This window comes from Actinocorallia longicatena (assembly GCF_039534125.1).
GTDB lineage: Bacteria > Actinomycetota > Actinomycetes > Streptosporangiales > Streptosporangiaceae > Actinocorallia > Actinocorallia longicatena.
In genome coordinates this window covers 43,567-63,720 of record NZ_BAAAUV010000032.1, presented here as the reverse complement: position 1 = coordinate 63,720, position 20,154 = coordinate 43,567, and the positions used below count along the sequence as shown (strand labels likewise).

The 20,154-nt window shown below is 69.4% G+C and carries 19 protein-coding genes; 12 read left to right on the top strand and 7 right to left on the bottom strand.

Annotated elements, in window-relative coordinates:
* Positions 1–10: 10 nt before the first annotated feature.
* From ABD785_RS36015 to ABD785_RS35985, 7 genes are all read left to right on the top strand, one after another.
* A complete protein-coding gene (locus ABD785_RS36015) occupies positions 11–499 on the top strand; it encodes a GtrA family protein (RefSeq protein WP_344837729.1) in 489 nt (162 codons plus the stop codon).
* Between the two features lie 164 nt (positions 500–663).
* On the top strand, positions 664–1,161 hold the full coding sequence (locus ABD785_RS36010) for a hypothetical protein (RefSeq protein ID WP_344837727.1): 498 nt from the start codon (positions 664–666) through the stop codon (positions 1,159–1,161).
* Between the two features lie 31 nt (positions 1,162–1,192).
* Positions 1,193–3,373, top strand: a complete 2,181-nt coding sequence (locus ABD785_RS36005) for a galactose oxidase early set domain-containing protein (RefSeq protein ID WP_344837725.1) — start codon at positions 1,193–1,195, stop codon at positions 3,371–3,373.
* Between the two features lie 2 nt (positions 3,374–3,375).
* Complete coding sequence (locus ABD785_RS36000; RefSeq protein WP_344837723.1) at positions 3,376–3,888, top strand: hypothetical protein; 513 nt, start codon at positions 3,376–3,378, stop codon at positions 3,886–3,888.
* Between the two features lie 26 nt (positions 3,889–3,914).
* Positions 3,915–4,364 (top strand): hypothetical protein, encoded by a 450-nt coding sequence (locus ABD785_RS35995; protein ID WP_344837721.1) that lies wholly within the window; start codon positions 3,915–3,917, stop codon positions 4,362–4,364.
* 118 nt (positions 4,365–4,482) lie between these two features.
* Entirely contained in the window at positions 4,483–6,570 is a 2,088-nt protein-coding gene (locus ABD785_RS35990; protein ID WP_344837719.1) for a galactose oxidase early set domain-containing protein, read from the top strand.
* A gap of 15 nt (positions 6,571–6,585) precedes the next feature.
* Positions 6,586–8,679, top strand: a complete 2,094-nt coding sequence (locus ABD785_RS35985; RefSeq protein ID WP_344837716.1) for a galactose oxidase early set domain-containing protein — start codon at positions 6,586–6,588, stop codon at positions 8,677–8,679.
* A 19-nt stretch (positions 8,680–8,698) separates the two neighbouring features.
* On the opposite strand, the gene ABD785_RS35980 is transcribed toward ABD785_RS35985, so the two are convergent.
* Positions 8,699–9,634 (bottom strand): GH12 family glycosyl hydrolase domain-containing protein, encoded by a 936-nt coding sequence (locus ABD785_RS35980; RefSeq protein WP_344837713.1) that lies wholly within the window; start codon positions 9,632–9,634, stop codon positions 8,699–8,701.
* A gap of 239 nt (positions 9,635–9,873) precedes the next feature.
* Here ABD785_RS35980 and leuA point away from each other — a divergent pair, with 239 nt between their 5' ends.
* Positions 9,874–11,577 (top strand): 2-isopropylmalate synthase, encoded by a 1,704-nt coding sequence (gene leuA, locus ABD785_RS35975; RefSeq protein ID WP_344837710.1) that lies wholly within the window; start codon positions 9,874–9,876, stop codon positions 11,575–11,577.
* A 108-nt stretch (positions 11,578–11,685) separates the two neighbouring features.
* On the opposite strand, the gene ABD785_RS35970 is transcribed toward leuA, so the two are convergent.
* On the bottom strand, positions 11,686–11,940 hold the full coding sequence (locus ABD785_RS35970) for a protealysin inhibitor emfourin (protein WP_344837708.1): 255 nt from the start codon (positions 11,938–11,940) through the stop codon (positions 11,686–11,688).
* Complete coding sequence (locus ABD785_RS35965) at positions 11,937–12,965, bottom strand: M4 family metallopeptidase (RefSeq protein WP_344837707.1); 1,029 nt, start codon at positions 12,963–12,965, stop codon at positions 11,937–11,939. The genes ABD785_RS35970 and ABD785_RS35965 overlap by 4 nt, the downstream gene beginning before the upstream one ends.
* Positions 12,966–13,064: 99 nt before the next feature.
* Here ABD785_RS35965 and recO point away from each other — a divergent pair, with 99 nt between their 5' ends.
* On the top strand, positions 13,065–13,880 hold the full coding sequence (recO, locus tag ABD785_RS35960) for a DNA repair protein RecO (protein WP_344837704.1): 816 nt from the start codon (positions 13,065–13,067) through the stop codon (positions 13,878–13,880).
* A complete protein-coding gene (locus ABD785_RS35955; RefSeq protein WP_344837702.1) occupies positions 13,807–14,589 on the top strand; it encodes an isoprenyl transferase in 783 nt (260 codons plus the stop codon). The genes recO and ABD785_RS35955 overlap by 74 nt, the downstream gene beginning before the upstream one ends.
* Positions 14,590–14,683: 94 nt before the next feature.
* Here ABD785_RS35955 and ABD785_RS35950 read toward each other — a convergent pair whose 3' ends face one another.
* The gene (locus ABD785_RS35950) at positions 14,684–16,204 is read right to left on the bottom strand and encodes a M4 family metallopeptidase (RefSeq protein ID WP_344837699.1); all 1,521 of its coding nucleotides are present in this window, start codon (positions 16,202–16,204) and stop codon (positions 14,684–14,686) included.
* 98 nt (positions 16,205–16,302) lie between these two features.
* On the opposite strand from ABD785_RS35950, the gene ABD785_RS35945 reads away from it, so the two are divergent.
* Together ABD785_RS35945 and ABD785_RS35940 are read left to right on the top strand one after the other, a co-directional pair.
* Entirely contained in the window at positions 16,303–17,109 is an 807-nt protein-coding gene (locus ABD785_RS35945; protein ID WP_344837697.1) for a hypothetical protein, read from the top strand.
* Positions 17,110–17,443: 334 nt separating this feature from the next.
* Positions 17,444–18,040, top strand: a complete 597-nt coding sequence (locus tag ABD785_RS35940; protein WP_344837695.1) for a hypothetical protein — start codon at positions 17,444–17,446, stop codon at positions 18,038–18,040.
* A gap of 86 nt (positions 18,041–18,126) precedes the next feature.
* Here the strand turns inward: ABD785_RS35940 and ABD785_RS35935 are convergent, their stop codons facing one another.
* From ABD785_RS35935 to ABD785_RS35925, 3 genes are read right to left on the bottom strand one after another with little or no spacing between them, the layout of a single operon-like run.
* A complete protein-coding gene (locus ABD785_RS35935) occupies positions 18,127–18,513 on the bottom strand; it encodes a Fur family transcriptional regulator (RefSeq protein WP_344837693.1) in 387 nt (128 codons plus the stop codon).
* Positions 18,510–19,388, bottom strand: a complete 879-nt coding sequence (locus ABD785_RS35930) for a metal ABC transporter permease (protein ID WP_344837690.1) — start codon at positions 19,386–19,388, stop codon at positions 18,510–18,512. The genes ABD785_RS35935 and ABD785_RS35930 overlap by 4 nt, the downstream gene beginning before the upstream one ends.
* Positions 19,388–20,152, bottom strand: coding sequence for a metal ABC transporter ATP-binding protein (locus ABD785_RS35925; protein ID WP_425547862.1), 765 nt, complete (start codon positions 20,150–20,152; stop codon positions 19,388–19,390). Before ABD785_RS35925 ends, ABD785_RS35930 begins: the two co-directional genes overlap by 1 nt.
* Positions 20,153–20,154 lie beyond the last annotated feature (2 nt).

Genomic DNA, 20,154 nt, shown 5'->3' with positions numbered 1-20,154 from the left:
CATGTACTCCATGCTCAGGCGCCTGGCGCGCGAGCTCGCGAAGTTCGGCAGCGTCGGGGCCATCGCCGCGGTCATCACCTTCGGGCTCTTCAACGTGCTGCACGGGCCGATGGGCGTGGGTCCCCTGACGTCCAACGGCGTCGCCACCCTGGTCGCGGCGACCTTCGCCTACTTCGCCAACCGCTACTGGACCTTCCGGCACCGGGAGAGCAGCGGCCTCGGCCGCGAGTACACGATCTTCTTCGGGCTCAACGCGATCGGTCTCGCGATCACCCAGGTCTTCCTCGGTTTCGGCACCTATGTCCTCGGGCTGAAGGGCGCGCTGGCCGGGAACGGCCTTCTCGTCGTCGGCACGATGTTCGCCACGCTCTTCCGCTACTACGCCTACAAGCGCTGGGTGTTCCGCGCTCCCGCCCAGGTCACCCCGAGGGTGCCGCGGCAGCGCAGGCGCACCGTCCGCACCTACGAGACGGTCCCGCTCAGCGAGCTCCTCCGATAGTCCGGCATACCGGATGTTCCATCAGGACCCGCTGGTAGCATCCGCTGAATCGAAAAAAATCCATAAAACGTAAGAACTTTCCGCGAACCACCTGCATCTCACCTGTGTCATGTGAGTCTGGGGTGACCCAGCGGTATTCGAGGTAAAGCAGGTGGAGTCCGGATATGTCTGTTCCGGTTAAGGGAAGGGTCGTCTGGCTGGCGCTCAGCGCCGCCGTGATCGTGGCCGCGGCGGTGACGGGGGTCTTCCTCATCCGTGGCGGAACGGACCCGTCCGGGCCGAAGAACGACAAGAAGGTCCAGGTGGCCGCGCTCCAGGAGGACACCTCCGCGCCGACCGCCGAGCCGATCCCGCCCGACACCGTGCCGAGCGAGAAGCCCACGGTCGTCCCCCAGGCCACCGGCCTCAAGGAGGAGACCATCGCGCCGCGGGCCGACCGCGAGAAGCAGGGCACGACGTCCCTCCCCGCGAACTTCGACGGCTGCGACCACAACTACGGCGAACCCACGCAGTGCGTTCCCTGGACCTTCCCCGACGGCATCGAGCTGTACGAGGACAAGTGCCTGTGGCTGAAGATCAACGGCTTCAGGAAGACCAAGGTCCACGGCGCCGACCGGCAGAAGCTGGACCCGGACGGCAACAAGATCGCCTGCGACGGCTGAGTCACCCATGAAGCGTTCGAGGAGTTCAAAGATGAGGTTCCACCGGCCGAGAGTCCGCGCGGTGCTGTTCGGATCAGCGGTGGTGACCGCGTCGTTCGTGCAGGGGGTCGCGCCCGCCCAGGCGGCGACGAACCTCGTGAAGAATCCCAAGCTCGAGACCATGAGCGGCAAGCTCCCCAAGTGCTGGACCTCCTGGCAGTACGGGTCCAACAAGGGCAGCGCCAAGATCGTGGCCGGTCACGGCGGCAAGCGGGCCGTCCAGATCACCCAGTCGGTGCGGGTCTCCGGGGCGCGCGCCCTGATCCAGACCCCCGGCTGCGCGATCAAGACCTCCGCCGGCCAGCGGTTCAACCTGTCCTTCTACATGAAGAGCAGCACCAGCAAGATGTCGGTGATGTTCTTCCGCCAGAAGACCAACGGCAAGTGGGTCCACTGGGGTGATCTGGGCGTCGGCGCCGCGAACACCAGGTGGCACCGGGCGAGCGTCACGACCGGGGGCGTCCCGGCGGGGACCAAGGCCGTCAGGTTCGGCCTCGCGATCGCCGGCAAGGGCAGCATCACCACCGACGACTACTCGCTGACCAAGGCGGGCAAGGTCAAGGGCTCCTGCACCGACGTCAACGGCTGCACCCGCGGCAAGTGGAAGGTCGTCGGCTTCGGCGACCCCGTCCCCAACGCCGCCGGCGGCGACTCCGGCGACATCGGCCAGGCCGTGAAGAAGGGCGTGCGCGCGATGCACACCGTCCTTCTCAACAACGGCAAGGTCCTGCTGATCGCCGGCTCGGGCAACAACCGGGAGAACTTCGACGCCGGCCGCTTCACGAGCTGGCTGTACGACCCGGCGACCGGCAAGCACAAGGTCATCCCGACCCCGATCGACATGTTCTGCGCCGGGCACGTCCAGCTCCCCGACGGCCGCGTCCTCGTGGTCAGCGGCACCAAGAAGTACCCGACCTACGTGGACGGCAACCCCAACCCGATCGACGGCTGGCAGGGCTCGGAGAAGTCGTACCTGTTCGACCCGCGCGACAACAAGTACCACCGGGTCAGCGACATGAACGACGGCCACTGGTACCCCTCGGCCACGATCATGGGCAACGGCGACGTCTACTCCGTCGGCGGCTACGCCGGCCAGTACAACGCGGGCGGCTGGCAGTACGTCTCCAGGGTCGCCGAGCGGTTCAAGTACAACAAGAAGTCGGCGACCGGCGGCGCCTGGCTGAAGGCCGACAAGATCGTCCAGCCGGGCATCAACTGGGCCACCTACCCCTCGCTGATCCTCATGCAGGACGGCCGCCTGTTCTACTCCGGCTCCAGCGTGTTCGGCCACCCGATCGGCCAGCACGACGACACCGACGTGAGCCAGAACCAGTACAACACCGGCCCCGGCATCTTCAACGACCACAACAACAAGGTCGGGACCAACGCGACCTGGGCGCCGGTCGGCGGGCTGCGCGACATCAACGCCCGCGACCAGTCGGCCGCGGTCCTGCTGCCCCCGGCGCAGCGCCAGAAGGTCATGGTCATGGGCGGCATGGACTTCCGCCAGGACGGCAACACCGCCCACGCCCACACCGACATCGTCGACCTCAACGCCAAGAAGCCGGTCTACAAGAAGGGTCCCGACCTCAAGCAGGCCAAGACCTACGTCTCGGCGGTGCTGCTGCCCGACGGAACGGTCTTCGAGACCGGCGGCTCCTACCAGGCCCGCCGCGAGTACGTGCGGGAGGCGTCGGTGTTCAACCCGGCCAAGCCGAACGCGTGGACCTCGATGGCCGCCGACCCGGTCGGCCGTACCTACCACAACACCGCGATCCTGCTCCCGGACGGCCGGGTGCTGGCGGCCGGCTCCAACCCGGCCAGCAACTTCTACGAGACCCGGATCTCGATCTATTCGCCGACCTATCTGTACAAGGGCGCCCGGCCGAAGATCACCGGTGTCGACAGCAAGTACTGGGCCTACGGATCGACCCACACGATCAAGACCAACCGGACGATCAAGTCGGCGTGGCTGATGCGTCCCGGCGCGGTCACCCACTCCTCCGACCCGAACCAGCGGGCGGTCGCCCCGTCCTCGCTGAAGATCAAGGGCGGCACGGTCAGGTTCAAGCTGACCAACAACGGGAACGTGGCCCCTCCCGGCTGGTACATGCTGTTCGCCACGGACTCCAAGGGTGTTCCGTCCGTGGCCAAGTGGATCCACGTGGGCTAGCCATGGATCTCCGCCGCCCGCCGCACCGTGACCGCCAGAGCGTAGTGATCGCTCTGGGCGGCGCGGCGGCCGCCGCCCTCGCGGTGGCCGCCGTCCTCCTGCTCGGCCACGGAGTCGGCGGGAAGGAGGCGCCCGCGCCCGTGGCGCGGTCGCAGGAGGCGACCGCGGGGGACACCCCGCCGCCGACGGCGGGGCCGGGCCCCGGCTCGGCGGAGCCCAGCGCGCGGCCCACGGCCGCCCCCCAGGTGACGGGGGTCACCGGACGGGTCTTCACCGCGGACCCGCGGGCCGTGGAGACGGCTGAGCCGATCCCCGTCCCGGAGAACTACGACGGCTGCGACCACAACTACGGGGCGGTCACCCAGTGCGTGCCCTGGACCTTCCCCGACGGCATCACCGCGGTCGGGGACAAGTGCGAGTGGCTCCGGCTGAACGGCTTCGGGAACCTGACGGTGGCGGGCGAGGACCGTCAGGGCCTCGACGCGAACCGCGACGACATCGCCTGTAATTCCTGAGCCCGGCCTCGGGGGGAAGAAGCTCGATGAAGATGCTCCCGCGCAAGGCCGTGATCGCCGTGGCCGCGGCCGTCACGCTGGCCGTGGCGCTGGCCGGCTTCCTGTTCGTCCGCCATGGTTCGGCGGACGAGAGCACCGCGAAGCCGAAGAGGAAGTACTTCGCGCCCGCGGTGCCCACCTCGGAACCGCCCAGCGAGGAGGCGACGCCCGAGGTCCTCGACCTGGGCACGCCCTCGGAGGCGCCCCGCCCCGAGGACACCGCCGCCCCCGAGAAGGAGGGCACCGACGGCTGCGACCGCGCCTACGGCGGGGGAGCGGGCGTCTGCGTGCCCTGGAACTTCCCGGCCGAGGTGACGACGGCCAAGGCCAGATGCGCTTTCCTGAAGAAGATCGGCGTGACGAAGGCCACGGTTCCCGGCCGGGACCGGCATGGACTGGATCCCGACCATAACAAGATCGCTTGTGACACCCTTTAACACCTCCCCACAACCCCCGATACCCGTCTGAGTGAGGCCCCCAGTGAGGTTCACGACCAAGAGGACACGAGCCGTCCTCTTCGCATCGGTCGTCGGCACGGCGGCAGTCCTTCCGGGCATGGCCCCCGCATCGGCCGTCCCCTCGACCAAGGTGCAGAATCCCGGTTTCGAGTCCGGCGCGTGCTGGACCGCCCTGAAGACGAGCGGCGCCAAGGGCACGGTGGGCGTCGTCAAGGGCGGACGTTCCGGCAAGCGCGCCGCGAGCGTCACCTCGGCCAACGGCAAGGGCGCGATCGCCGCCGTCCAGAAGGCCGGCTGCGCGATCAAGGTGACCGCCGGCAAGCAGTACGACCTGACGCTCTACTACAAGACGGCCTCCGCCAAGTCGGCCGTGATGCTGTTCCGCAGGACGGCCGGCGGCAAGTGGGTCAAGTGGCAGTACTTCCCCTTCCACCCGGCCTCCGGCGGCTTCAGGCGGGCCACCGTGCGCACCGCGGCCGTTCCCGCGGGCACCCGGGAGATCCGGTACGCGATGGGCCTGGCCGGGGCGGGCACCCTCGTCACCGACGACTACAAGATCAGCGCCGCGAAGGGCGCCGCGCCCTGCACCTACGGCAGCGCCTGCACCAAGGGCCGCTGGGAGGTCAAGGACTTCGGCGGCAAGAACGAGCGGTCCATCCACTCGGTCCTCATGTACAACGGCAAGGTCCTGCTGATCGCGGGCTCGGGCAACTCGCGCTACCGCTTCGCCGGCGGCACCTTCAGCTCGACGGTCTACGACCCGAAGACCGGCCGGATGACGAAGGTCAAGACGCCCTACGACATGTTCTGCGCGGGCCACGTCCAGCTCGCCGACGGCCGGATCCTGATCATGGGCGGCACCGACGGCTACGCCAAGTTCGAGGGCCCGAACGCGGCCCAGAGCACCGGCTGGACCGGCTCCCGCAAGTCCTACATCTTCAACCCGCGCACCAACAAGTACGAGAAGTCCGCGGGCCTGATGAAGGACGGCCACTGGTACCCCTCGGCCACGATCCTGCCCAACGGCGACGTCTACTCCGTCGGCGGCTACAACGACGCCCCGACGGCCGCCGCGCCCTACAACGTCGTGTCGAAGGTCGCCGAGCTGTACTCGGCGAAGAGCAGGAAGTGGGTCAACGTCGCGCAGCCCAACATCAACTGGGCGACCTACCCCGCGCTGATCCAGACCAAGTACAAGGACATGCTGTTCTACAGCGGAAGCAGCGTGTTCGGCTCGGCCGCCTACAACAACGGCCAGCTGCGCGGCCCCGGCTTCTTCAACCCCAGGACCGGCGCGTTCAAGGCCGTCCCCGGGCTGACCGCCGCGGGCGAGCGCGACCAGTCCGCGAGCCTGCTGCTGCCGCCCGCGCAGAACCAGCGGGTGATGATCCTCGGCGGCAAGGACTTCGCCAGCGGCAAGCGCGCCACGAACGACACCAACATCGTCGACCTGAGCAAGGGCTTCTCCAGCCGCTACCGCTCGGGCCCCGACCTGCTGCGCGGCCTCGTCGACCCCTCCAACGGGGTGAACAACCCGGTCGGCGGCGCCGTCCAGGGCACCCGCCAGCCCGCGGGCGTCGGCAAGACCTACCTGTCGGCGGTCATCCTGCCGAACGGGAAGGTCTTCGAGACGGGCGGCTCGCAGATCAAGCAGAACGAGCACGTCCACGAGGCGGCCACGTTCGACCCGTCGGTCTCCCGGTCCAGGGAGAAGTGGACGGCGATGGCCGCCGACCCGGTCAACCGGACCTACCACTCGATGGCGCTCCTGCTCCCCGACGGCCGCGTCCTGGCCGCGGGCAGCAACAAGGACGACGAGTACGTCGCCGGCTACACCGCCTTCGACATGCGGCTGTCGATCTACACCCCGCCCTACCTCTTCCACGGCGGGCAGCCGGTGCTGTCCCTGGCCAACCCGAAGAAGGGCTGGGCCTACGGCTCGTCCCACGAGATCCGGGTCAGCCAGTCGATCAAGAGCGCGTCGCTGATCCGCCCGGCGGCCGTCACCCACTCCTCCGACCCCAACCAGCGGTCGGTCAAGCTGCCGATCACCTCGCTGGGCGGCGGCCGGTACAAGGTGAAGCTCGACAAGCGCCGCGAGATCACCCCTCCCGGGTGGTACATGCTGTTCGTGAACAACTCCTCGGGTGTACCTTCTGTGGCCAAATGGATCCATGTCAGCTGACGGGCGGAATGTGAAATGAAGTTCCAGCGGCCACGGATGCGCGCCGTGGTGTTCGGCACCGGGCTCGTCGCGGCGACGGCCCTCCCCGGCACCGCACCCGTGGCCGCGGCCACCAACCTCGCCCCCAACCCGCGGCTGGAGACCCTGGTCAAGGGCTTCCCCAAGTGCTGGACGGCCTGGGGGAGCGGATCGGCCAAGGGCAGGGCGAAGGTCGTCAAGGGGCGGTCGGGCAAGCGGGGCGTCCAGGTGTCGCTCACCGGGGGCAAGGGACAGCGGGCGCTGGTCCAGACCCCCGCCTGCGCGATCAAGGCCAGGGCCGGGCAGGCGCTCGACCTGTCGGTCTACTACAAGTCGACCGCGCCGGTGCGGTTCATGCTGTTCCGGCAGAACGCCAAGGGCGTCTGGTCGCACTGGACCGACTCCGCGGGCCTGGCGAAGTCCGCCAAGGTGAAGCGGGCGAAGTTCCGGACGCCCGCCGTCCCCGCCGGGACGGTCAAGGTCCGCTTCGGGCTCGCGGTCACCGCCAGGGGGAGCGTCACGACCGACGACTACGCCGCCTACGCGGTCAAGGCGCCGAAGAGGATCTGCACCGACGCCGTCGGCTGCAAGCGCGGCAAGTGGACGGTCCGCTCGTTCGGCGGCAACGGCGTGCGCGCCATGCACAGCGTCCTGCTGCACAACGGCAAGGTCCTGCTGATCGCCGGATCGGGCAACGACCGGGGGAGCTTCGACGCCGGGCGCTTCACCAGCCGCGTCTACGACCCGGTGAAGAACACCTACACCGACGTCAAGACGCCCTACGACATGTTCTGCGCGGGCCACGTCCAGCTCGCCAACGGCAAGGTCCTCGTGCTCAGCGGCAGCGAGAAGTACGGCGAGTACACCGCGGGCGGGCAGGAGGTCGTCGGGTTCACCGGGTCGAAGAAGTCCTACCTGTTCAACCCCGCCACCAACTCCTACGAGAAGCTCAACGACCTCAACGACGGCCACTGGTACCCCTCGGCGACCATCCTCGGCAACGGCGACGTGTTCGCCGTCGGGGGCAGCGCCGACGACCTCGTCAACGGGCAGTCCTACATCTCACGGGTCACCGAGCGGTACTCCTACGCCGAGAACCGCTGGCTGAAGGCCGACGAGATCCGCCAGAGCGGCTTCCACTGGGCGATGTACCCCTCGCTGATGCTGATGGCCAACGGGAAGCTGTTCTACTCGGGCTCCTTCGTGTTCGGGCTCGGCCCGATCGCCGACCTGGGCCAGGCCGCCACCGCCGACGGCACCCTCACCGCCGGTGTCTACGACGACGGCGGCAACCGGCACGCCCCGACGTTCACCGAGACCAGGGGCCTGCGCGACCCCGTCGCCCGCGACCAGTCGGCGAGCGTCCTGCTGCCGCCCGCCCAGGACCAGCGGGTCATGGTCATCGGCGGGGCGAGCAGCACCCGGGGCATCCCCGGGCACAAGCACACCGACATCGTCGACCTCGACTCGGCGAACCCCGCCTACCGGCCGGGCCCCGACCTCCCGCAGGGCAAGCTCTACGTCTCCGCGGTGCTCCTGCCCGACGGGACGGTCTTCGAGACCGGCGGATCGCGCAACATCCGGTCCAACCACGTCTTCGAAGCGTCGATCTTCAATCCGGCGGTGCCGCGCGCCCAGGAGCGGTGGACGCCGATGGCCAGCGACCCGGTCGCCCGCAGCTACCACAACACGGCCGTCCTGCTCCCCGACGGCCGCGTGCTCGCCGAGGGCTCCAACCCGGGCGACAACAGCTTCGACACCCGTATCTCGATCTTCTCCCCGCCCTACCTCTTCAAGGGCCCCCGTCCCGCGATCAGCGGCGTGAAGAAGCAGTGGGCGTACGGCTCGAAGCAGACCTTCACCTCCAGCCAGGCCGTCACCCGCGCCTCCCTGGTCCGCCCGATCGCCGTCACCCACTCCTCCGACCCCAACCAGCGCTCCGTCGCCCTCCCGGTCGTCGCCAGGAAGGGCGGCAAGTACACCGTCAAGCTCAACGCCAACCCCAACCTGACCCCGCCCGGCTGGTACATGCTCTTCACCACCAACGCCGCCGGAGTCCCCTCCGTCGCCAAGTGGGTCCACGTCGGCTAACCCGGTGGGCCCAGGTCGGCTAGCGGCGGCGGCGCCACAGGAGGACGCCCGCGGCGGTCGTCAGGGCGATGACGGGCAGCGCCCACCAGGGTGAGGGGCCGCCCCCGCCCTCCGGGGAGGGCGGCGTGGTGGCCGCCGTCGGAGCCGGGGCCGGGGTGGCCGCGGAGGCGGTGTCGTCGAGGGCGGTGTCGTCCAGGGCGAAGGCGGTGGTGGCGAGGCCCTGGCCGGCCCGGGTGATCTCGAAGCCCGCCTGGACCTTGCAGAGGCTGGCCTCGGTCTTCTGGAAGCCGCGCCGGACGGCGTCGCGGGCGAAGGGGACGAGGTCGAAGCCGGTGATCTTCGTGGTCTCCGTGCGGAGGTCGTAGATCAGGCCGACCTGGCCGGTGGGGCCCTGGAACTTGTAGAGGTCGTAGAGGCGTCCCGCGACCGTCACTCCGTCGGCGATCTTCCAGCTCGGGGCCGGGTCGATGCCGGGGCTGGCCAGCCAGATCATGATCTCCAGGGCCCCGGGGTTGGCGACGATGTGCGGGGCGGTGGAGCGGCAGGCGGCCTCGTCGGGGTGGTACCAGAGGTCGTAGGAGGCGTTGTAGTCGCCCTCGGCCTTCCTGAACTCCCAGGTGGTCGACAGGGGGGAGTCGATGCCGCGGGGGAAGCGCCGGTCGGCCAGGGACGTCCCGATGTTGGGATAGGCGCCGGGGGGTGCGCCGTTGGACAGGGAGTCCCAGGCCAGGGTGCTGCGGCTGACCGTGAAGGCCGGGTCGCCGCCGAAGGTCACGCACAGGTCGGCACGGGAGTTCCACCGGTTGGCCTGGACGGCGTACCCGCCCGCCACGAATCCCGGTTCCCCGGTGTTGCAGCGCTCCTCGGCCCGCGCGCCCGCCGCGGGCACCGTACCGAGCAGCAGCACTGCGCTGAGCAGCAGCGCCGCCGCGATGCATCCCCCGACCCGCCGCAAGATCCCCCCTCGCATCGATCACCGGATCGCCATACAAGCACACGTTCCGCGGTGTTGAGTTCGCCACACGGGTTCGGTAACACCCGTGAAATCTGCTACGTTCGGAGACATGCTGCGTGGGCTGCTTCTTCTTAGCGGCCGCGACGAGGCCTGAGAGGCCGGCTTCCTCGTCGCGGGTGCTTCGGCTGCGCCGGTCGCGATCGAGTGAACTCTCCGACGAAAGCAGCAGGGAAGAAACCATGAATTTCCAGAAGCCCAGTGGCATGCCCTTCTCCCGGTACCAGCCCTTCACCCCGGTCAGGCTGACCGACCGCACGTGGCCCGACAAGGTGATCACCGAGGCCCCGCGCTGGTGCGCCGTGGACCTGCGCGACGGCAACCAGGCCCTGATCGACCCGATGGACACCCCGCGCAAACTGAAGATGTTCAAGCTGCTGGTGGACATGGGCTACAAGGAGATCGAGGTCGGCTTCCCCGCCGCCTCCCAGACCGACTTCGACTTCGTACGGACGATCATCGAAGAGGGCATGATCCCCGACGACGTCGTCATCCAGGTCCTGACCCAGGCCCGTCCCGAACTGATCGAGCGGACCTTCGAGTCGCTGGCCGGGTCGAAGCAGGCCATCGTCCACCTGTACAACTCGACCTCCACCCTGCAGCGCCGGGTCGTGTTCGAGAAGGACAGGGACGGCATCACCGCCATCGCGGTCGAGGGCGCCAAGCTGTGCAAGAAGCTGGCCGCCGAGTACGAGGCGCGCGGCACCCGGATCTTCTTCGAGTACTCGCCCGAGTCCTACACCGGCACCGAGCTGGAGTACGCGGTCGAGATCTGCGACGCGGTCAACGACGTGTGGCGGCCCACCCCCGAGTGGAAGGTGATCATCAACCTGCCGGCGACGGTGGAGATGGCCACCCCGAACGTCTACGCCGACTCGATCGAGTGGATGCACCGCAACCTGAAGTACCGCGACTCGATCGTCCTGTCGCTGCACCCGCACAACGACCGCGGCACCGCCGTGGCCGCCGCGGAGCTGGGCTACATGGCGGGCGCCGACCGCATCGAGGGCTGCCTGTTCGGCAACGGCGAGCGCACCGGCAACGTCTGCCTGGTCACCCTGGGCCTGAACCTGTTCACCCAGGGCATCGACCCGCAGATCGACTTCAGCGACATCGACGAGATCCGCCGCACGGTCGAGTACTGCAACCAGCTGCCGGTCCACGAGCGGCACCCCTACGGCGGCGACCTGGTCTACACGGCCTTCTCCGGCTCCCACCAGGACGCGATCAACAAGGGCTTCAAGCACCTGGCGATCGACGCCGAGGCCGCGGGCGTCCCGGTCGAGGCCTTCACCTGGGCGGTCCCGTACCTGCCGATCGACCCCAAGGACGTCGGCCGCACCTACGAGGCCGTGATCCGGGTCAACAGCCAGTCCGGCAAGGGCGGCGTGGCCTACATCATGAAGACCGAGCACGCGCTGGAGCTGCCGCGCAAGCTGCAGATCGAGTTCTCCCGCGTGGTCCAGGAGCACACCGACTCCGCGGGTGGTGAGGTCACCGCCGAGGCCATGTGGAAGATCTTCGAGGCCGAGTTCCTGTCCGGCGGGCCCAAGATCGGCCTGCTGGCGCACCGCACGTCCTCGCGGGTGGACGAGAAGGACCTGCTGAACTGCGACGTCCGCGTCGACGGCGAGATCCGCGAGATCGAGGGCATCGGCAACGGCCCGATCAGCGCCTTCGTGGACGCCCTGGCGCCGGTGGGCGTCGAGGTCAAGGTGCTGGACTACCACGAGCACGCCATGAGCGCCGGCGGTGACGCCAAGGCCGCCGCCTACGTCGAGTGCCAGGTCGACGGCCAGACCCTGTGGGGCGTGGGGGTCGACGCCAACATCGTCACCGCCTCGTTGAAGGCCGTCCTGAGCGCCGTCAACCGCGCCGCGAGGTAGCGGGACCCCAGAGCCCGGTCACGGGGGCGCGAACCGCCGCATGTGCCCGTACGAAGACCCCCGCACCCGACGATCTCGGGGCGGGGGTCTTCGCTGTGCCGAAGCCCGTCAGTCGTGTCTCAGCACATGGTGGACCAGCTCGCGCAGGGCCCCGTTGAGCTGGGAATCGCCGACCGTGATCTCACGGCCGTCGATGCCTATCTCGTAGACGAACTGGTCCGGGACGGGCCCCCTGGAGGAGGGGGCCGAGGTCAGATCGACGCGCGCGACGAGCGAGCGGAGGACCGGGTCCCCCGCGGTGTCGGCCTCGCCGCGGCGCATGATCCCGGCGAACCCGCCGGATCGGACCACGGTGACTTTCATGTCCTTACGCCTACCCCCGACCAAGCGTTCTGCACCGCCGAGTGTTCCGCGGACCCCGCTCCATAGCGGTTGGCGGCCGCCTTGAGGGTCACCGCGGCGAAGTCCTCGAAGTTCGCGTCGGGGAAGACCTCGCCCCCGGTGAGGGTGTCGAACCAGATCTGGCCCGCCCGCTCCCACGAGCTGCCGCCGAGCTCGACCGAGGCCAGGTAGAAGGCCTTGTTGGGGATGCCGGAGTTGATGTGGACCCCGCCGTTGTCGCTGTGGGTCCTGACATAGTCGGACATGTTGTCGGGCTGGGGATCCTTGCCCAGCTCGGGGTCGTCGTAGGCGGTGCCCGGGGCCTTCATGGACCGCAGGGCGACACCGTTGACGGAGGGGGCCAGGAGACCCTCGCCGATCAGCCAGTCGGCCTGGTCGGCGGTGTGGCCCAGGTGGTACTGCTTGATCAGCGAGCCGAAGACGTCGGACATGGACTCGTTGAGCGCCCCCGACTGGCCGTAGTAGGCGAGGCCGGCCGTGTGCTGGGTGACGCCGTGGGTGAGCTCGTGCCCGGTGACGTCGAGCGGGCCGGTGAAATCGGTGAACAGGACGCCGTCGCCGTCCCCGTAGACCATCTGCTCGCCGTTCCAGAAGGCGTTGTCGTACCCGGTGCCGTAGTGGACGGTCGAGATCATCGACATCCCGGCGTTGTCGATCGAGTTGCGGTCGTAGACGTCCTCGTAGAACCTGAAGGTGACGCCCAGCCAGTCGTAGGCACGATCGGCCGTGGCGTCGCCGGTCGGGTCTCCGCCCTCGATCCGGACGGTGTCACCGGGCAGGTCCTCCCGGTGCCCGGCGTCCTTGATCGTCCGGTTCGGCTCGTCACGGACTCCGTTGCCCGCCGGACCGGAGGGCGAGAGCCGTCTGCCGGTGCGGGTGAAGGAGTCGATCTGCAGATTGCGGAGCGCTCGGGCGCGGAGGGCGGGATCGTCGGTGCGCTCGACGACCCGCTCCAGGATGTGAGGGGGGACGATCGTGCATCTCATGGGCTCAACGTTGCCACGGCGAGGTGATTCCGGCCACAGGAACCGCCGTACGCGCGGTCCGGATCTGGTCGCCGCCCGTATATGCGGGAGAATGTCCCTGTGACGATCTACAGGGACGAGGGCATCGTCCTGCGCACCCACAAGCTGGGCGAAGCAGACCGTATCGTTACGATCCTGACCAGGCGGACGGGCCGGATCCGGGCCGTCGCCAAGGGCGTGCGGAAGACGAAGTCGCGGTTCGGGGCCCGGCTGGAGCCGTTCACCCATGTGGATCTCCAGCTCTACGAGCGCCGGTCGCTGGACCTGATCTCCCAGGCCGAGACCATCCGCCCCTACGGCGAGCCCCTGGTCACCGACTACCCGCGCTACACGGCGGGCGTGGCCATGCTGGAGACGGCCGAGAAGCTCACCGCCGAGGAGCGCGAACCGGCCCTGCGGCAGTTCCTGCTGCTGGTGGGCGGCCTGCGCACCCTCGGCGACCGCTCGCACGAGCCCCGCCTGGTCCTGGACGCCTTCCTGCTGCGCTCGCTGTCGATCGCCGGCTGGGCGCCCGCCCTGGACGAGTGCGCCCGCTGCGGCGGCAGGGCCGGGATCCGGTGGTTCTCGATCGCGGCGGGCGGCGCGATCTGCCTGGCCTGCAAGGTGCCGGGCTCGGCCACCCCGGCGCCCGAGACCTTCGCGCTCATGATGGCCCTGCTGCGGGGCGAATGGGATCTCGCGGACATCAGTGACGAGCGCAACCGCGTAGAGTGCAGCGGTCTCGTGGCCGCCTACCTGCAGTGGCATCTGGAGCACGGCATCAGGTCGCTGCGGCATGTCGAAAGAGAAAGAGGGTTCACCAGTGAAGTTCCGCGCCCCGGATCCTCACCCGAGCGGAGCGAAGCCGCCGGAACTGCCCAGGGAACTGGTCCCTAAGCACGTCGCCATCGTCATGGACGGCAACGGCCGCTGGGCCAAGGAACGCGGCCTGCCCAGGACCGAGGGCCACAAGATGGGCGAGTTCTCCCTCTTCGACGTGATCGAGGGCGCCATCGAGCTGGGCGTGCCCTACCTGTCGACCTACGCCTTCTCCACCGAGAACTGGCGGCGCTCGCCGGAGGAGGTCCGCTTCCTCATGGGCTTCAACCGCGACGTCATCCGCCGCCGCCGCGACCAGCTCAACGAGATGGGCGTCCGGGTCGTGTGGGCGGGGCGCACCCCGAAGCTGTGGCGTTCGGTGATCAAGGAGCTGCAGGACGCCGAGGCCATGACCGTGGACAACGACGTGCTGACGCTCCAGTTCTGCGTGAACTACGGCGGCCGGGCGGAGATCGCCGACGCCGCGCAGGCCATCGCCAGGGACGTCGCCGCCGGGAGGCTGAACCCCGAGAAGATCACCGAGAAGGTCTTCGCCCGGTACCTGTACCAGCCCTCGGTCCCGGACGTGGACCTGTTCCTGCGGCCGTCGGGGGAGGAGCGGACGTCGAACTACCTGATCTGGCAGTCCGCCTACGCCGAGATGGTCTTCCAGGACACCCTGTGGCCCGACTTCGACCGTCGCCACCTCTGGTACGCCTGTGAGCTCTACGCCTCGCGGGACCGGCGCTACGGGGGGGCCGTGCCCAACCCCGTGCCGTCCGGCTGAGAGCCGCCTTCACCGCTCCGCTCGCGCGCCGTGAGAGCGGAGCGGTGAAAGGCAATTTCAGACTAAACCTGTAGGAAAAGTCTGTCAAACCGGATCACTTGACGTTCACGGCCTTCCAGGCGGCGGCCACCGCCTGCTGCTGGGCGCTTCCGTCGCCGTACAGGTCGCGGGCGGCGTTCAGGGTGGCGGTGCGGGCCGCGGCGTAGGACGTCCCGGACGTCATGTAGGTCGTGAGGGCGCGGTACCAGATCCGGACGGCCTGGTCGCGGCCGATGCCCGTCACGGCCGCACCGTCGAAGGTCGGGCTGTCGTAGGCCACCCCGCTGATCGTCTTCGCTCCGCTGCCCTCGGCCAGCAGGTAGAAGAAGTGGTTGGCGACGCCCGAGGAGTAGTGGACGTCGAGCCCGGCGAGGCTGGAGGACCAGTAGTCGGGCGATCGGCCGTCCCTGCTGGGCCGGTCCATGTAGCGCAGGGCCGTGCCGCCGAAGCCCGGCCGGACGACCTTCTCGCCGATCAGGTAGTCGCCCGGGTCGGCGGCGTTGCCCGCGAAGAACTCCACCGACGAGCCGAAGATGTCGGAGGTCGCCTCGTTGAGCCCGCCGGACTCGCCGCTGTAGGTCAGGTTCGCCGTGGCGGAGGTCACGCCGTGGCTCATCTCGTGGCCGGCGACGTCCAGGCTGGTGAGGGGGCCGAGCTTGGTGCCGTCGCCGTCGCCGTAGGTCATGCAGAAGCAGGAGTCGTCCCAGAAGGCGTTGGCGTAGCCGCTGCCGTAGTGGACCCGGTTGTAGGAGCCCTTGCCGTCGTTCTTGATGCCGTTGCGGCCGAAGAAGGTCTTGTAGAAGTCCCAGGTGACGGCGGTGCCGTACTGGGCGTCGACGGCGACCGTGGCCTTGTCGGCGGTGGCGCCGGTGCCCCAGTGGTTGTCGGCGTCGGTGAAGACCGTGGACGGCGCCCGCCAGAAGCAGAAGATCCACAGGCAGAAGTCGGTCTGGTTCGCCGAGTCGCCGGTGTAGGTGCCGCCGCGGGAGGCGTCCTTGAGCTGGAACGTGCTTCCGCTCTTGGTGGTCTCCAGGGGGACCGTGCCGCCGTACAGGGAGGCGCCGTCGCCCGTCTCGGTCATGATCGTCTCCTCGCTCAGGAGGATCTTCCCGGTGGCGGCGTCGATCGAGACCCAGGACCGGCTGGGGGTGCCGTCGGGCTTCAGGCCGCCGACCAGCCAGCGCCAGGCCAGCCGGGGCCTGTGGTCGGCCGTGCGGGCCTCGTAGACCAGGCGTCCGGAGCCGGGGTCGGCCTGCCCGCCGCCGGAGGAGCCCGCGATCCCGGCCGCCGCGTCGGAGCCGATCTTGCGGGCGGTCCGGCGGGGGGCGTCCGCGATCGTCCTGCTGACGGCCTTCCGGCCGCCGGGGGAGCGGTGCTCGATCTGGTCGCCGCCGAGGACGGGCAGGCCGTCGAAGATCCGGGCCAGCCGGGTGTGGGTCGTCCCGTCGCGGTCCTCGGCGACGGCGATGACCTGGAGTTCGTCCTTCGGAGCCGCGGACGCGGCGGGAGCGGCGAGGGGCGTGGTGACGGCGGCGGCCGCGAGAACGGCCGTGGTGACGGTGGCGCGCTTGCGCATGGGGGGACCACCTCTCGGTAAGTGGTCTTTTATGCCATGAGTCGGAGCGCGGCGTCCATGTTGGGAAATGTCAGCCTTAGTCGATATTGTGCGCGACCATGAGCTACCCCCCACCGGGTTCGCAGCCCCCGCCTTTTGACCCCTACGGCCAGCAGCAGCCCGCTTCGCCGTATGGGCAGCCGCAGCCGTACGGTCAGCCTCAGCAGGGGCAGCCCGGCGGATACCCGCCGCCCCCGGCCCATCAGGGCCAGCAGGGCGGCTTCCCGCCCCCGCAGACGCCGCCGCCCTTCCCCGGGGGCGACCCCTTCCAGCAGCAGGCCGGTGGCTTCCCGCCCCCGCCGCAGGGCTCGCACGGCGGTGGTGGCGGGAAGAGCAAGCTCGTGGGCTGCCTCGGCATCGCCGGCCTGATCGTCGTCGGCATCGTGATCAAGGTCGCGCTCAGCCTCGGCGGCAACGCGGCGGTCAAGGGCCTCGACGGCCTCGACGACCCCGACCGGGACAAGGACAAGGGGATCACCAAGGCCGGCCAGTTCGACCCGATGAGCCTGCGGGTCGGCGACTGCTACAAGAACACCCTCGGCCAGGGCGACACGTCCCAGACCGTCCGCGAGGTCAAGGCGATCCCGTGCGCGCAGCCGCACAACGCCGAGGTGTTCGCCGAGTTCACGATGACCGGCTCCTACCCGCTCAGCAAGACGATCCTCGACCGCTGCCAGAGCAAGGGCAAGGCGTGGGCGCAGAAGAACCCGGCCAGCTACCGGGCGCTGGAGAAGAGGGACCCCAATTTCGGGATCGCCTACTTCTCCAATGACGCCGTCGGCTGGAAGAGCTCCGGCTCCAACCGCGTGCTCTGCAGCATCGTGGCCTCGACCAGCGATCTCGGCCCGAAACTGCCGACCCTCTAATTACATACCTGTCGTTCACCGCCCCGGCAAAACTTTGCCGGGGCGGTTTTCTTTGTGTAAAGCCCTTGGCCGGCAAGGGTTTGAACGACCGTTCGCATACGGTTGGTCAAGCTCTGGTTTGGCATTCCTTGACGCGTCGGGTTAACTGACGGTTATCCAGGCGAGAGCGCCTCAGAACTGATCTCTCTCGTCCCAAGTTGGTTTGCGACTCGAAGTCGCGTCAGCGCACCGCGCCAAGCGCGTATGGCTGCGCAAGGCCCCGTCTCTCTCATGGCGCCCCCGGGTTTTCCCGCGCCTTGACGGGCCTGTCCTGTCCGCAGAACAAAGGATTTCCGTGCAGAAGCGAGCCCTCACCCTGTCCGTCGCCGGTAGCGCCACCCTCGTGGCCGCGCTCACCGCGGGACTCGTGGCGAACTCCCATGACGTCTCCCAGGCCACGGACGCCGCCGGCGCTCCGAAGAAGGCCGCCGTCGCCCCCAAGGCCGGCGCCTCCGCCGCCAAGAAGCAGGAGGCCGGCGCGAAGAAGCAGGTCGCCAGGACCAAGGCCCTGCTGTCCGGCTCCACCACCGCCTCCTACTTCTGGGACGACGGTTCCGGCATCAACGGCGACACCGGCGCCCCCGCCAGTGGCAGGGCCATGCAGAAGGGCCTGTTCGCCTCCCCGAGCTGGCCGCTCGGCACCAAGGTGAAGGTCTCCGCCAACGGCCGTTCCATTACCGGCTTCGTGGGCGACCGCGGCCCGGGCAGCCCGTCCCACAGGGGCGTCATGCTCGACCTCGACACCTACACTTTCCGTTACCTGCTCGACGGGAAGACCCCGAAGAGCAAGTACAACGCCGGCTCCAGCGAGGGCCACATCAAGGGACTCAAGTGGGAGGTCCTCGAGTGGGGCAAGGGCGCGGGCAAGAAGGGCAACCCTCAGCCCCTGTAAGGCGTATATAAGAATTCTCCGGTCCCTCGGACAGGACGGGGAAAGGGCGGCGAGCAAAGGCTCGCCGCCCTTTCGCGTTCCCCGGCTCAGGCCTTCGCGGCCGCGCAGTCCGCGCAGGTGCCGAAGATCTCCAGAGTGTGGGTCATGTCCGTGAAACCGTGCTCCGCGCCGACCTGGTCGGCCCATCGCTCCACCGCGGGACCCGCCACCTCGACCGTCTTCCCGCAGGAGCGGCAGACCAGATGGTGGTGGTGGTCGCCGGTCGTGCAGGCCCGGTAGACGGCCTCGCCCTCGTCGGTCCGCAGGACGTCGACCTCACCGGCGTCGGACAGGGCCTGGAGGGCGCGGTAGACGGTCGTCAGTCCGATCTTGGAACCCTCGGCGCGGAGGAGGGCGTAGATGTCCTGAGCGCTGCGGAAGCCCTCGCTGACGGCCAAGGCGCGGCGTACGGCGTCGCGTCTGGCAGTGGTCATCTGGAGGCCTCCGTCGACGGAAGGGGATCGGATGCCCCAGACCCTACCCGTCCGGGTCCCCGCCGTCGCAGGAGCAGTCCCCCCAGCGAGGCCAGCACGAACAGGCCCAGCGCGACCATGACGATCGCGGGCCCGGGGGAGATGTTCACCTCGCCGGTGCTGAACTGGTACGAACCGGCCAGGCCGCCGACCGCGGCCAGCACACCGAAGATCATCGCCAGCCCGGCCGTCGCCCGGAAACCGCGGGTGAGCTGCTGGGACGCCGCCACCGGCACCACCATGAGGGCGCTGACCAGCAGCAGCCCGACCACCCGCATCGCCACGACGATCGTCAGGGCGGCGGTGACGGCCAGCAGCATGCTGAGGAAGCGGACGGGCACCCCGGACGCGCGGGCGACCTCCTCGTCCTGGCAGAGCAGGAACAGCTCCCGCCCGAACACCGCGAGCAGGGCGAGCACGGCCGCGACCAGCCCGCCGATCACCCACAGGTCCTGCCCTGAGACGCTGCTGATCGAGCCGAACAGATAGGCCAGCAGGTTCGAGGTGCTGCCGCCCGGCGCGAAGTTCGTGACGAGCACGCCGCCGGCCAGGCCCCCGTAGAACAGCAGGGCCAGCGCGACGTCGCCGCCGGTCCTGCCGCGGGTGCGCAGCAGCTCGATCGCGATCGCGCCGAGCGCCGAGACGATCACCGCGCCCAGGACCGGTGAGGTGCTGGTGACCAGGCCGAACGCGACGCCGGTCAGGGCGATGTGCCCGATCCCGTCGCCGAGCAGCGCCAGCCTGCGCTGCACGATGAAGGTCCCCACGGCGGGGGCGGCCAGCCCGATGAGGATCGCGGCGAGCAGGGCCCGCCGCATGAAGTCGTAGGCGAGCATCAGGCTTTCCAGACGGAGGGGGCGCCCACCGGGGCGTGCGGGTGGAGATGGTCGTGGCCCGGCTCGGCGCAGGCCCCGGTCGGCTCGGGGGGCTCGCCCCGGTGGACCACCCGGCCGTGGTCGAGGACGACGCTCCGGGTGATCAGCGGGGCCAGCGGCCCGAGCTCGTGCAGGACCAGGACGACGGTGCGCCCCTGCGCGACGAGGCCGGCGAGGGTCGAGGCCAGGGCGTCCTGGTTGGCGGCGTCCACGCCCGCCAGCGGCTCGTCCATGATCAGGACGTCGGGCTCTCCGGCCAGGGCGCGGGCGATCAGCACCCGCTGCTGCTGGCCGCCCGACAGCCGCGACGCGCTCCGCCGGGCGAGACCGGCGATCCCGGTCGCGGCCAGCGCCCGGTCGACCGCGGCCCGGTCGGCCTTGGAGGTGAGCCGGAAACGGGACTGGCGGGCGATCCTGCCCGAGGAGACGATCTCCCGGACGGTCGAGGGCACACCGCCGCCGACCTCCAGACGCTGCGGGACATAGCCGATCCGGCCCCAGTCGGAGATCTTCGGCGACCCGAAGACCGCCCGCCGTCCCGAGCTCAGCGGAATCAGCCCCAGCAGGGCCCTGACCAAGGTGGACTTGCCGGAGCCGTTCGCGCCGAGCAGGGCCACGACCTCGCCCTCGCGGATCGTCAGGTCGATTCCGGAGAGGATCTCCCTGCCGTCGAGCCGTACATGCCCGTCATGGAGTTCGAAAACGGCATCCGTCATGGTTTCCATTG